Source organism: Methylobacterium sp. CM6257, assembly GCF_054611515.1.
This window is the reverse complement of record NZ_CM137735.1, coordinates 5502379-5515032: the sequence shown is the minus strand read 5'-3', so window position 1 is coordinate 5515032 and position 12654 is coordinate 5502379. Positions and strand designations below refer to the sequence as shown.

Below are 12654 nucleotides of genomic sequence, written 5' to 3'. Positions count from 1 at the left end.
TCACTCGTGAGAGTGCCGATGCACCCGCACCCGACTGTCGCCAGTTGGAAGGGAGATAGGTGATGAGAAAAGGCGAAATTTCGTTACTATACCGAGGCCGGTATACCCAGAAATGAGTACTGTCGGCCCTGGATTAACCGTGAGAACACTGGCGCAACTCTTGAAAGCGAGGGTTCGATGCCAAGTCCGGTCAGTGGTCGCGCAGGGCAGGTAGAGGATCCTGCACACGCCAGTGTAACCGCGCTGCTGGCCCATACGCGATACCGGCTCGCCGGCTGGCTTGGTGCGTCGCGTGCCGCCGGGCGGGTCCCCACGCGGCTGCTGACCGAGGCGGAAATCGCCGCCTTTCGCCGCGACGGGTTCCTGGCCATTCCGGCCATCACGACCGCGGAGGAACTCGATACGCTGCGGGGCGCCTATGACCGCCTGTTCGACGAGGCGCGGGGTTGGAAGGACGGCAGCCTGTTCGATCTCGTCGACGTCGACCGGGGTGCCGGCCTCGCCCGGTCGCCGCAGCTGATCAACCCGTCGCGGTTCGAGCCGCTCCTGCGGGACATCCTGTTCCGGACGAACGCCCTGGCCATGTGCCGCCAGCTCCTGGGGCCGAAGGCGGCGCTGGTCTTCGAGCACGCGATCCGGAAGCCGCCGAAGGTCGGGGCCGCCACGGCCTGGCATCAGGACGAGGCGTTCTACGCCGCCTACACCAACTACCGGGCGATCACGGTCTGGATGCCGCTCCAGACCGTCACGCCCGAGAACGGCTGCATGCTCTACGTGCCCGGCAGTCACTTGGAGCCGCTCCTGACCCATCGCAGCATCGGCAACGATCCGCGCATCCATGGGCTGGAGGCGCTCGGGGTGCCGACCGAGCGGGCGGTTCCGTGTCCGCTCCCGGCCGGGGGCGCGACGTTCCACGATTGCCGGACCCTGCACTGCGCCGGGCCGAACCTCAGCGATGGGCCCCGGCGCGCCTACGCGCTGGGCTTCGGGGTCCGCGCCGCGGAGCACACGCTGCGCACGGAGCATCCCTGGAACGCCGAGAAGCGCACCCTGCGGCAGGAGCGTGAGCGGCAGGCCCGGGGGCCCATCGCCCGCATCGCGGTCAGGGCAAAGCAACAGATCAAGGCGCTCGTCCGCTGAGACTTCGCATCGTGGCGGAACGGGTCGATCTGTGCCGACCGCGTGTTCGTGCATGATGCGGAAACGTCCAATCCGGTTTTCTGAGACCATCGTGCGATGACGATGAGCTGAAGCGTGCGGCTGTTTCCTTGAAGGAGCAGCGCGCTCTACGAGACCGGCCGCAGCGACAGCGCCGCGCGCACGACCGCCTCGGCTTGGACGTGGTGCAGCATGTGCCGGCCTCCGGCAGGAGTTCGAACTTCGCCCCGGGGATCCTGCGGGCGGCGCGGTGCGCGTGCACGAACGTGTCGACCACGAGATCGGCGCTGCCGCCCAGGAGGCGCACGGGCACCCGCAGGGTCAGATAGGTCGTAGGCTCCGGGTGAGGCCCGGACCCGGTCACGGCATGGGCGATCGTCCGGCAGGTGCACGATCCGGCGCGTTACGATGCGGGGGCCCTGTACTCATCCTGCGTCGGCCGGTCCAGGCTGGGCAGGGCGGCTGCGGCAATGGTCAACTACAGGGGCCGCCGGCGGCCGGGCACGCTGCGGGCCACGGCCAGCGCCGTGGCGGCGCCCAGGCCAACGAGGCCGGCTGCCGCGGCGAGCGGGTGCAGGGTCGCCCGGGTGTAAGCGCTGGTCCGCATGACGGGGACAGGCGGGTCGCCGCGCATCGCGCCGGCCGCTACGGGAGCATGCAGGGCACCGTCCGGATTTCGGGGGGGGCTCGCACGCTTCTGCAGGGCGATGATCGCAGGGGTGAGGTAATCGTAGGCGCCGGGCGCGAATTCCTTGCCGGCCGTGAAGGCCTTCCCGGCGCCGCCCACGAAGATGTCGCGCTGTGGATGAACGGCCGCGTGCAGGATGGCGTTCGCCACCTCCTCGGGTGGATAGATCGGCGGCGGCAGGCTCGGCTCGCGATCCATATAGTTGCGCGCCCGGTTGGGGAGGGGCGTGTCGATCGAGGCCGGCTTGATGAGCGTCACAGAGACCGGTGCGCCCTCGTGCATCAGCTCCATGCGCAGGGCATCGGTGAAGCCCTTCACCGCGTGTTTCGAGGCCGCGTACATGCCCTGGTACGGGAAGGCGAGATCGGAGGCGATGCTGCCGACGTTGATGAGGGCGCCGCCGTGGTCGCGCAGGTGCTCGGCCGCTACGAGGGATCCGAACACCGTCCCCCAGAAATTGGTCTGGATCAGGCGCTCGTGGTCCGCGTCGCTGATCTCGCGGAGCCGCCCGTAGATCGAGAGGCCCGCCACGTTCACCCAGGTGTCGAATCCGCCGAACGTCGCGATCGCCCGGTCCGCGACGGCCTGCACGTCCGCGCGGCGGCCGACATCGGCGACGACATGGATCGCCTTGCCGCCGACGCCCTCGATCTCCGCCTGGATACGCGCCAGGGCGTCACCGCTGCGTGCCGCCATGACCACGCGGGCGCCGCGCTCAGCCGCCATCCGGGCGGTGGTGAGGCCGATCCCCGACGAGGCGCCGGTGATCACGATGACCTGTTCGCGGAGCGGCTTGTGCTTCATGCGTCATCCCCCGGTATCCAGAAGCGCGACCGTGGAGCACTGCCGCGGTCGCACGTCTGGGTATTCACCGGGAGGGCCGCATGGTTCCGGATACCGGGCGGGTGTTTGCGTCGCAGGGCCGGCGGTCTCGTTCAGCGTCCGTAGATATCCTCGACGCGGATGATGTCGTCCTCGCCGGTGTAGGAGCCGACCTGGACCTCGATCAGCTCCAGCGGGATCTTGCCGGGGTTGGAGAGGCGATGCATCGAGCCGATCGGCAGGTAGACCGCCTCGTTCTCGTGGACCAGCACCACGCGCTCGTCGATGGTCACCTCGGCCGTGCCGCGCACCACCACCCAGTGCTCGGCCCGGTGGTAGTGCTTCTGCAGCGACAGCCGCCCGCCCGGCACCACCTGGATCCGCTTCACCTGGAACCGCTCGCCCAGGTCGATCCGCTGGTACCAGCCCCACGGCCGGTACATCCGCAGATGCGCGTCCGCCTCCGGCGCGCCCGAGGCTCGCAGCGCATGGACCAGCTCCTTGACCTGCCCCGACTGCGCCTTGGACGCCACCAGCACCGCGTCGGGGGTGGAGACCACCACCACGTCCTCCAAGCCGACCACCGCGGTCAGGCCCTCGCCCTGGCTGTGCACCAGGCTGTTCTTCGTCCCGATCAGCGACACCCGGCCCCGCACCGCGTTGCCGGCCTCGTCGTGCTCCAGCACCTGCCAGACCGCGTCCCAGGTGCCGACATCCGACCAGGCAAACGCCACCGGCAGCACCCCGGCCTGCGCGGTGCGCTCCATCACCGCGTAGTCGATCGAGATCTTGGGCGCCTGCGCGAACGCCGCCGCGTCCAGCCGCACGAAGTCGAGATCGGTCACCGCCGCCTCCAGGGCCGCGCGCGCGGCGGACAGCACCTCCGGCACGAACGCCTCCAGCTCAGAGAGCATCAGGTCGGCGCGGAACAGGAAGTAGCCCGAGTTCCACAGCGCGCCCTCGGCGATCAGCGCCTCGGCGCCGGATCGGTCGGGCTTCTCGACGAAGCGGGCGACGCGGGCGGCGGCGGGCACCTGCGCGATCGGCTCGCCGCGGCGGATGTAGCCGTACTCGGTGGCCGGCCGGTCGGGCTCGATGCCCAGCGTCATGGTGTAGCCGGCCCGCGCCCCGGCGGCCGCGCGCTGGACCGCGTCCACGAAGGCGGCTGTGTCGGGCACGACGTGGTCGGCGGCCATGACCAGCACCACGGCCTGCGGATCGGTGCGCGCCGCGTGCAGCGCCGCCACCGCCACGGCCGCGGCCGAGTCGCGCCCCTGCGGCTCGAGCAGGATGTCGGCGGCAAGCCCGAGCTGGTCGCGCTGCTCGGCGACGATGAAGCGCGCCTCCGCCGAGGCGATCACGGTCGGGCGGGCGAACACGGCCGCGTCCGCCACCCGCTCCAGGCTGGCCTGGAAGGTCGAGACCCGCGCGTCCACCAGCCGGGCGAACTGCTTGGGCATGCTCTCCCGCGACGCCGGCCACAGCCGCGTCCCCGTCCCACCGCACAGGATCACGGGATGAATGGCAGCGGTGGATCCAGACATGGGCAACATCTCGCGCGGGTTGGGCGGCGGATCGGCGCGGCGCACGGCCGGGACCGGCACCTCGCGATGACAGCCCGGGACGAAGCGCGACGAGTGGCGGCCCCGCAAGGGCGACCTCTGCCGACATCCGCGGATTTCAGGCAGTCGGCTTAACGTCGGACGGGCCCCCGAACAATCCTGCGGGGATTGCCCACGCGCGGCTGGGCTGGCCGTCAGCGACAGGATCGTTATCTCTGGTCCCGCATGAGTTCCTCCGCCCAGACCCACCCGATCGCCGACGCCGCGGCTCAAGGCCCGCGCCGGATTCCCTCGGTGGAGCGTCTGGTCGGAGGCGCACCGGCCGAGCAGGTCGCCGCCCATGGGCGGACGGCTTTCACGGCCGCGATCCGGGACGTGCTCGCCGGGATCCGTTCCCAGGGTGGCCCCGTGCCGGACGAGGCGGCGATCCGGGCCGCAGCCGCCGCGCGGCTCGCTGCCGAGCGGCGCCCGTCCCTGCGGCCGGTCTTCAATCTGACCGGGACGGTTCTGCACACCAATCTGGGCCGGGCGCTGCTGCCGCGCTCGGCCGCCGAGGCGGTAGCCGCCGTGATGGTCCAGGCGAGCAACCTCGAATTCGATCTCGAGAGCGGCGCCCGCGGCGAGCGCGACGATCACGTCGAGGCCCTGATCTGCCGCCTCACCGGCGCCGAAGCCGCGGTGGTCGTCAACAACAATGCGGCGGCCGTCCTGCTGGTGCTCAACGCGCTGGCCATGCGCAAGGAAGTGGTGGTCTCGCGCGGCGAGCTGGTGGAGATCGGCGGCTCGTTCAGGGTGCCGGACGTGATGGTGCGCGCCGGCTGCCGCCTGCGCGAGGTCGGCACCACCAATCGCACGCATCTGCGCGACTACGCGGACGCGATCGGCCCGCGGACCGGGCTGGTGATGAAGGTGCATCCGAGCAATTACGCCATCGCGGGATTTACCGCCGCGGCCGATCCGGCGGCCCTCCACGAACTCTGCCGCGAGCGCGACGTGCCGCTCGCGGAGGATCTCGGAAGCGGCAGCCTCATCGACCTCACCACCTACGGTCTGCCCCCTGAGCCGACCGTCCGGGCGGCCCTGGAACGGGCTGACGTGGTGACCTTCAGCGGCGACAAGCTTCTCGGCGCGGTCCAGTGCGGCATCGTGGCGGGCCGGAAGGACCTGATCGCCCGGGTCCGCAAGAACCCGCTGAAGCGGGCCTTGCGCGTCGACAAAATGACTTACGCGGCGCTCGAAGCGGTTCTGCGGCTCTACCTCCACCCCGAGCGGCTTTCCGAGGAACTGCCGACGCTGCGGCTACTCACGCGCGACCGGGCGACGATCACCGCGCAGGCGGAGCGGCTCGCGCCCGCGGTGGCGGAGCGGTTCTCCGGATGGGCCACCGTCGCGGTCGCGGAGTGCATCAGCCAGATCGGCTCCGGCGCGCTGCCGGTGGAGACCCTGCCCAGCGCCGCCCTGGTCCTCACCCCCAGCCCTGCGGGCGAGGATGGACGGCGCGGTGCCGGAGGACGATGCAAGCGCCTGGCTGAGCGCCTGCGTAGCCTGCCGGTGCCGGTGATCGGCCGCATCAGCGGCGATGCCATCGTCCTCGATCTACGGACGCTCGAAGACGAGACCGGCTTCCTCGGCTCCCTGGCGGCGATCGCACCGCGTCAGGGCGGGGTCGTCTCGGAACGGGGTTGTTAAGAACTCGGAACGGGGTTGTTAAGAAATCGAATCGCCCGGTCGGAGCTTGTGCGCCGGCTTCGCGTGTTGTGGTATAATGACAAACCCGCGGTCGCGGTCGAGAGTGGCGGTACCTGGACCGCGATGGGCGAGCGATATGGCGTACATTGCCGATACGATGGAGGCGGAGCGAGAGGCGGATCCACTCCTCCTCGATAACCAGCTTTGCTACGCGCTCTATGCTGCCGCGCACCGGATGACCAAGTCGTACCGGCCGTTCTTGGAGCGGCTCGGGCTGACCTATCCGCAGTATCTCGTGCTTCTGGTCCTGTGGGAGCAGGACGGTGTCACGGTCTCCGAGATCGGCCGGCGCCTGCGCCTCGATTCCGGCACGCTGACGCCGGTGCTGAAGCGTCTGGAGAGCGCGGGCTTCCTGCTGCGAACCCGCCGTCAGTCCGACGAGCGCGAGGTCGAGATCGCGCTGACGCCGCAGGGCGCGGCGCTGCGCTCCGAGGCGGTCTCGGTCCGCGAGAGCGTGATGTGCCAGCTCGAACTCAGCGAGCCGGAGATCCGCGCCCTGCGCAAGGACCTCAGCCTCGTCATCGAGCGATTGAGCGTGAACGACTGAGGGCTTCCCTCACCTGCGCAGGCGATTGCCCAGGACGAATCCGTAGAGGCCCATCAGGATGATGCCGACCGCGCCCTCGATGCCGACCAGCAGGTTGGTGACGCGGCCGGTGGGCTTGAGACCGATCTCCGGCGGATTCGCGGTCATCATGTTGAGCGCGCTGTAGCTCAGCAGATCGAGGGGATTGTAGGTCGGCCCCGCCTCCGGTCCCTCCAGGATGAACAGGCCGCCGGTGAGCCCGAAGAGGCCCGCGAACACGACGATCAGCAACGCGAAGGCGCGGGCGATGCGCGACAGACTCTCGCCATAATCGCACAGCCATTCGACGAAGCGGTCGGCCGTCCAGCGATACCCGTGGCGCAGAACGCCGGCCCAGTCCCGCGTGCCCCATGCGGCGCGCGCCTGCCGCCCCGCGTGGAAGCGCCCCATCCGGCGGCCGCGCTTGTAGGCCCAGCTTGCCGCGTCGTGGCTGCCGATGCTCTTCCAGTTCTGCTCCAGGGCGAGGTAGCTCGCCTGCGCGGCCTCGTAGGCGCCCGCCACCTCCTCGCCCACGGCGCCGCCGAGCTGCTCGACGCTCATCCGCGTGCCGTTGAGCCACGCGCCGGAGAAGCGGGCATGCCGCAGCTGGCAGGTGGCGAGGTTCAGTCGCACGAGATCGGTGTCCGACAGGTCCGCGCCGGAGAGGTCGGCGCCGTCGAGCTTCGCCCCGGCGAAGTTCGCGCCGCGCAGCCGCGAGCCCGCCAGCGTCGCCTTAGTCAGGCTGGCGCCCGCGAAATCCGCGTGGGTGAGGTTGGCGTCGGCGAGTTTGGCCTCGTCGAGCCGCGCCTCGCGGAAGACAGTGTCATCCGCATCCGCGCCCGAAAAATCGGTGCCCCAGAGGTCGGCGCCCGCGAAATCCGCCCCGTCGAGGAGCGCCCCGGACAGGTCAGCGAAGCGCATCGCGGCCTGTCCGAACCGGGCATCCTCCAGCATGGCGCCTGCGAACCGCGCTTGGCCGGCGACGATGCCGGTGAAGTCCGCGCCCGAGAGGTCGGCCTCGGAGAGGTCGGCCTCCTCCAGGATCGCGCCGACAAATCGGGTCGAGCGACCGACCGCACCCGCGAGGTTGGCCCGGCGCAGATTCGCCCCGGAGAGATCGGCCTCCTCCATGCGGGCGCGCGACAGGTCGGCTTCCGTGAGGCGCAGGCCGCCGGACTCGGAATCCGCCGCGGCCGCGGAGATCATGCCTTCTGCGACCTCGCCGGTTAGAGTGCCCGGTGAGGCGTTCAGGTGCGAGAGGTCGAGACCCGGCTCCCGAAAGGGGACGCCGGCGGAGATCCGGTCCAGGAGGTCGCGCAGGCGCGGGTCTGCTGGCGCGTCCGGCCGCGCATCGGGAGGGGTCGCCTGATCCATGGCCGTTCCTTGCCGGAGACGGCGACCGCGCGCCAGACGCTTCGGCTCAGGCCGAGCGAGCCGACGCGGTCACCCGCACGGTGATCGCTTTGGCGGCGGGTGTCTTCGACTGCTCGTCATGGTGCCAGAGCGGCAACAGGACGTTCAGCTCCGGATAATAGCCGCCGCAATTGCCCTCCGGGATATCGTAGGCGACCACACGCAGGCCGGCGACGCGGCGCGGAACCTCATCGTCGGCTTCCGTTTCCACATCGACGCCACCGCCGTCGGTGAGTCCAAGCCGGGCGATGTCCCGCCGGTTCATGAACAGCACGTCGCGGGTGCCCTTCACCCCGCGGAAGCGGTCGTCGTAGCCGTAGACCGTGGTGTTGAACTGGTCGTTCGACCGGAGGGTGATCAGGTCGAGCACGTTCGGGCGGCGGGGCGGCAGGTCCGGATCCGCCTCGAGGCCCGCCGGCACCGCGAAATTCGCCTTGCCGGTCTCCGTCTCCCACTTCCGGTCGCGTGCGCCGAGCGGCTTGGTGATCCCGCCCGGCTTGAACATCCGTCCGTTCAGGTCGTGGAAGACGTTCGGGTAGGTCGCCTCGATCGCGTCGCGCACCCGTGCGTAATCGGCCACCCAGGAGTTCCAGTCGATGCGCGGGTTCGGCGGCAGGGTCGCCTTGGCGATCTCCGCGACGATCCAGGGCTCGGAGCGCAGATGCGGCCCCACCGGATCGGCCACGCCCCGGGAGCCGTGGAAGCGGGCGGTGGAATCCTCCATCGAGACGGCCTGCGGACCGCTCGCCTGCCGGTCGATCTCGATGCGTCCGAGGCAGGGGAGGATATAGGCGACGGCCCCGTTCACCAGATGCGAGCGGTTGAGCTTGGTCGAGATCTGGACGGTCAGGCGCTGGCGCCGCCAGGCCGGCTCCATCCGGCCGGTCTCGGGCACTGCCCGGAGGAAGTTGCCGCCCAGCCCGATGAAGCCCTTCACGCTGCCGTCGAGGATGCCCTCGCAGGTCTCGACGGTGTTGAGCCCCTTCTCCCGCGGCGGCTCGAACCCGTAGAGTTCCTTGAGCTTGTCGAGCGGTGCCAGTTCCGGCTTCTCGGTGATGCCGACCGTGCGCTGGCCCTGCACGTTCGAGTGGCCGCGCACCGGGCAGATGCCGGCGCCAAGCTTGCCGATATTACCCCGCAGGAGCAGGAGATTGACCAGCATCCGCACGGTCTCGGTGCCCTTGCGGTGCTGCGTCAGGCCCATCCCGTAGATGCCGATCACCGCTTTGGCGCGGGCATAGGCCGCGGCCGCGGCCTCCAGAGCCCGCCGGGTGAGCCCGGAGCGCCGCTCCAGCGCCGGCCAGTCCTGGCCGTCGCAGAAGCGGACGAAGTCCTCGACACCGTGGGTGTGCTCGGCGATGAAGGCGTGGTCAAGCACGGCGGGCCGGCCGGCTTCCGCGGCCTCCCGGTCCAGGGCGAGCAGCGCCTTGCACAGGCCGGTGATCGCCGCGAGGTCGCCACCTGCTTTCACCTGATGGTACTGCGTCGAGATCTTCGTCGCGGAGCGCGTCAGCATCTCCACGGGCGATTGCGGGTCGGTGAAGCGCTCCAGGCCGCGCTCGCGCAGCGGGTTGAAGGTTATGATTTGCGCCCCCCGGCGCCGGGCCTCCTGGAGGGGATGAAGCATCCGCGGCGCATTCGAGCCGACGTTCTGGCCGAAGAAGAAAATCAGGTCTGTGGTCTCGAAATCCTCCAGCAGGACCGTGCCCACCGGCGCGCCGATCGATTGCGGCAGCGCCACCGAGGTCGGCTCGTGGCACATGTTGGAGGAGTCCGGCAGGTTGTTGTTGCCGTAGAGCCGCGCGAGCAGCGCGTACATGTAGCTGGTCTCGAGCGAGGCCCGGCCCGAGGCGTAGAACACGACCGATTTCGGGTCGACTTCGCGGAGCGCCTTCAGCTCCCGGCCGATCTCGGCCATGGCCTCGCTCCAGGAGACGGGCCGGTAGCGATCCGTCGCCGCGTCGTACCGCATCGGATGCGTGAGGCGGCCCTGTTCCTCCAGGGCGTAGTCGCTCCAGCCGAGCAGCTCGGTCACCGTGTGGGCGGCGAAGAAATCAGGGGTCGCGCGGCGGCGCGTCTGCTCCCAGGCCGTGGCCTTGGCGCCGTTCTCGCAATATTCGAAGGCCAACGGCTTGGCGGGCTTCGCCCAGGCGCAGGACGTGCACATGTACCCGTCCGGCTTATTCTGCTTCAGCAGCATCGCCGAGCCGGTGACCGGAACGCCTTCCCGGGTCAGGATCTCGATCAGCGAACGGGCGGAGCCCCAGCCGCCGGCCGGCCCGTCATAAGGCTCAATCCGCACCTCACCGGTCACTTGCTCGGCCATGCCGTCCTCCCTTCCGGCGCCCCAGCGACCGGACGGGGAGAACGCGCGAGGAGAGGAATGGGATCACGGGCGCGTCACTGCGGCCCGGGCCGGCTTTCCTAATGGATACGGCAGATCTAACGTCGACCCGTAGACACAGAAGCGTGGAGGCGAACGTGGCCAGTGTCGACGTCGAGATGGTGAAGTGTGCCTGCCAGGATTGTGTCTGCGTGATCCCGGTCTCGAAGGCGGTGTCCCGGGACGGTAAGGCCTATTGCTGCGACGCGTGCGCCGACGGGCACAAGGACCACGCGGGCTGTGAGCACGCCGGCTGCACCTGCCACGGCTGAGACCGATTGACCGTCAGGCCCGCGCGGCGGGAGCGCCGCGCGACGCGTCAGGAGACGGCCGCCAGCTTGTCGGCCATGGACTGGTCTTTGTCCCGGCGCGTGGAGAAGATCAGCGTGAAGAAGGTCCGCTGGACACCGAGTTCGGCAAGCTTCGCCTCGCATCGCTCCGCCAGCGCGCAGATCTCCGAGAGCTCGCCCTCGATGTTGGTGCCGTTGGGATGCATCGTGGCGGTCAGGCCGCTGGCCTCGATAATCGCCTTGATCTCGCGGACATAGGGCGAGACCGACGGGCCGACGCCCATCGGCACGATGCAGAGGTCGGCCGATACCTTCATGATGCTCGCCTGATCCGGGAACGGTTCGCCCCGGCGCGGCTACCGCGACCGGCGGCGCGGGATGGAGCGGGTGAAGGGAATCGAACCCTCGTATTCAGCTTGGAAGGCTGCTGCTCTACCATTGAGCTACACCCGCGCGGGCGGATCGTTAGCACGCCGCCTCGCTCATGAGAAGGTGGGCTCAGGCGAGACCCAGCGCGGCACGCGCCTCGGCCGGCGTGGCCACCCGGCGGTTGTGGCGGCGAACCGCATCGGCAGCGAGACCGACCAGCTCGGCATTGCTGGCCGCCAGTCGATCCTTCGTCACCCGGATGTTGTCCTCGAGTCCGGTCCGCACCGCGTCCGCGCCGCGGGCCAGCGCCCACTCCATCACCACTGCCTGATTGCGTCCGATCCCGGCAGCGGTCCAAGTCGCCTCGGGCAGGATGCGCCGCGTCTCGGCGAGCAGGATGTCGAGCAGGTGCTCCTCGGCCGGCATCGCGTTCTGGACGCCCATCACGAACTGGACGTGCGGGCGCGCGTCGATAAGGCCCGCCTCCACGAGGCGCTTGGCGCCGTGCAGGTGCGAGAGGTCGAAGATCTCGATCTCGGGCCGGACGCCGTACTGCTTCATCTGGCTGGCGAGATCGGTCACGAGGCTCGCGGAATTCTCGTAGACGATCGTCGGGAAGTTCACCGAGCCGGTCGACAGCGAGGCCATGTCGGGCCGGTGCTTGAGCGAAAGGCCGCGGGCGGCCGGGTCGCGCCCGCGCCCGCCGGTGGAGAACTGGACGATAATCCCGGGGCAGTGCTTGCGCAGGCCCTCCTGCACGGCAGCGAACTTGTCCGGGTCGGAGGAGGGCGACTCGTCGTCGTTGCGCACGTGGATGTGGCAGAGCGTGGCGCCCGCCTCGAAGGCCTGATGCGTCGACTCGATCTGCTCAGGCACCGTGACCGGCACGGCCGGGTTGTCCTTCTTGCGCGGCACCGAGCCGGTGATCGCCACCGCGATGACCACGGGCGCCTCACTCCGGGATCCTGCCATTCGCCTGTCCTCCCTGCCTCATCCGGCTTCCGCAACCGGGATAGCGCCGCGGAACCCGGATCTGAACCGCCCGGCGCGGGCGACAGGTCCGTGTGCGGGACATCTCCGGCCGGATGACAGCCCGGACTTGTGTCTTGCTGGACTTGTGTCTCGCCGGCGCTTGCCGCACCTCTCGGCCCGCGAGGCACACGATGAACGACACCGTCCTAGTCCTGAACGGGCCGAACCTGAACCTGCTCGGCAAGCGCCAGCCGGAGATCTACGGCCGCGAGACGCTGGCCGACGTCGAGGCCCTGTGCCGCGAGACCGCCGCGGGCTTCGGCCTCGCGGTCGATTTCCGCCAGAGCAACGCCGAGCACGTGCTGATCGACGCGATCCACGCGTTCCGTGTCGGCTCCGCCGGCATCGTCATCAACGCGGGCGCCTACACCCACACCTCGGTGGCGCTCCTCGACGCGCTGAACACCTGCGAGGTGCCGGTGATCGAGTGCCACATCTCGAACGTCCACCGGCGCGAGGCCTTCCGCCACCATTCCTACATCTCCCTCGCGGCCACGGCTGTGCTGGCGGGGTTCGGCACCCAGGGCTACGCCCTGGCGATCCGGCACCTCGCGCATCTGCGGGCCGGCAAGCCCCCGCGGGCCGACAAGACCGCCTGAGGCGCGGATAGCGCCGCGATCAGG

Annotated in this window: 11 protein-coding genes and 1 tRNA gene; 5 read left to right on the top strand and 7 right to left on the bottom strand. The window is 69.9% G+C overall.

Features of this window, described 5'->3' with window-relative positions; all coding sequences use genetic code 11:
- The first annotated feature begins 177 nt into the window (after positions 1–177).
- On the top strand, positions 178–1140 hold the full coding sequence (locus ACYCO6_RS26910; protein WP_459765034.1) for a phytanoyl-CoA dioxygenase family protein: 963 nt from the start codon (positions 178–180) through the stop codon (positions 1138–1140).
- Positions 1141–1636: 496 nt separating this feature from the next.
- On the opposite strand, the gene ACYCO6_RS26905 is transcribed toward ACYCO6_RS26910, so the two are convergent.
- Positions 1637–2650 carry an SDR family oxidoreductase gene (locus ACYCO6_RS26905; protein WP_459765032.1) on the bottom strand — a complete coding sequence of 338 codons (1014 nt, stop codon included), beginning with the start codon at positions 2648–2650 and terminating at the stop codon, positions 1637–1639.
- Positions 2651–2781: 131 nt separating this feature from the next.
- On the bottom strand, positions 2782–4212 hold the full coding sequence (locus tag ACYCO6_RS26900; RefSeq protein WP_459765030.1) for a mannose-1-phosphate guanylyltransferase/mannose-6-phosphate isomerase: 1431 nt from the start codon (positions 4210–4212) through the stop codon (positions 2782–2784).
- A 243-nt stretch (positions 4213–4455) separates the two neighbouring features.
- On the opposite strand from ACYCO6_RS26900, the gene selA reads away from it, so the two are divergent.
- Both selA and ACYCO6_RS26890 read left to right on the top strand, forming a co-directional pair.
- Positions 4456–5919 (top strand): L-seryl-tRNA(Sec) selenium transferase, encoded by a 1464-nt coding sequence (selA, locus tag ACYCO6_RS26895; protein ID WP_459765028.1) that lies wholly within the window; start codon positions 4456–4458, stop codon positions 5917–5919.
- Positions 5920–6055: 136 nt separating this feature from the next.
- Positions 6056–6526, top strand: a complete 471-nt coding sequence (locus ACYCO6_RS26890) for a MarR family winged helix-turn-helix transcriptional regulator (protein WP_459765026.1) — start codon at positions 6056–6058, stop codon at positions 6524–6526.
- Positions 6527–6535: 9 nt separating this feature from the next.
- Here ACYCO6_RS26890 and ACYCO6_RS26885 read toward each other — a convergent pair whose 3' ends face one another.
- The gene (locus tag ACYCO6_RS26885; protein WP_459765024.1) at positions 6536–7918 is read right to left on the bottom strand and encodes a pentapeptide repeat-containing protein; all 1383 of its coding nucleotides are present in this window, start codon (positions 7916–7918) and stop codon (positions 6536–6538) included.
- Positions 7919–7964: 46 nt separating this feature from the next.
- Positions 7965–10283 (bottom strand): FdhF/YdeP family oxidoreductase, encoded by a 2319-nt coding sequence (locus ACYCO6_RS26880; protein ID WP_459765022.1) that lies wholly within the window; start codon positions 10281–10283, stop codon positions 7965–7967.
- Positions 10284–10438: 155 nt separating this feature from the next.
- Between ACYCO6_RS26880 and ACYCO6_RS26875 the strand changes: the two genes are divergently transcribed.
- Entirely contained in the window at positions 10439–10612 is a 174-nt protein-coding gene (locus ACYCO6_RS26875; protein ID WP_459765020.1) for a metallothionein, read from the top strand.
- A gap of 47 nt (positions 10613–10659) precedes the next feature.
- Here ACYCO6_RS26875 and ACYCO6_RS26870 read toward each other — a convergent pair whose 3' ends face one another.
- The 3 genes from ACYCO6_RS26870 to ACYCO6_RS26860 all read right to left on the bottom strand — a co-directional run bounded on the left by ACYCO6_RS26870 (position 10660) and on the right by ACYCO6_RS26860 (position 11971).
- The gene (locus ACYCO6_RS26870; RefSeq protein ID WP_459765018.1) at positions 10660–10947 is read right to left on the bottom strand and encodes an MTH1187 family thiamine-binding protein; all 288 of its coding nucleotides are present in this window, start codon (positions 10945–10947) and stop codon (positions 10660–10662) included.
- Positions 10948–11009: 62 nt separating this feature from the next.
- Positions 11010–11083, bottom strand: a tRNA-Gly gene (locus tag ACYCO6_RS26865).
- Between the two features lie 45 nt (positions 11084–11128).
- Entirely contained in the window at positions 11129–11971 is an 843-nt protein-coding gene (locus ACYCO6_RS26860) for a beta-keto acid cleavage family enzyme (protein ID WP_459765016.1), read from the bottom strand.
- Positions 11972–12162: 191 nt separating this feature from the next.
- On the opposite strand from ACYCO6_RS26860, the gene aroQ reads away from it, so the two are divergent.
- Positions 12163–12630 carry a type II 3-dehydroquinate dehydratase gene (gene aroQ, locus ACYCO6_RS26855; RefSeq protein WP_459765014.1) on the top strand — a complete coding sequence of 156 codons (468 nt, stop codon included), beginning with the start codon at positions 12163–12165 and terminating at the stop codon, positions 12628–12630.
- Positions 12631–12654 lie beyond the last annotated feature (24 nt).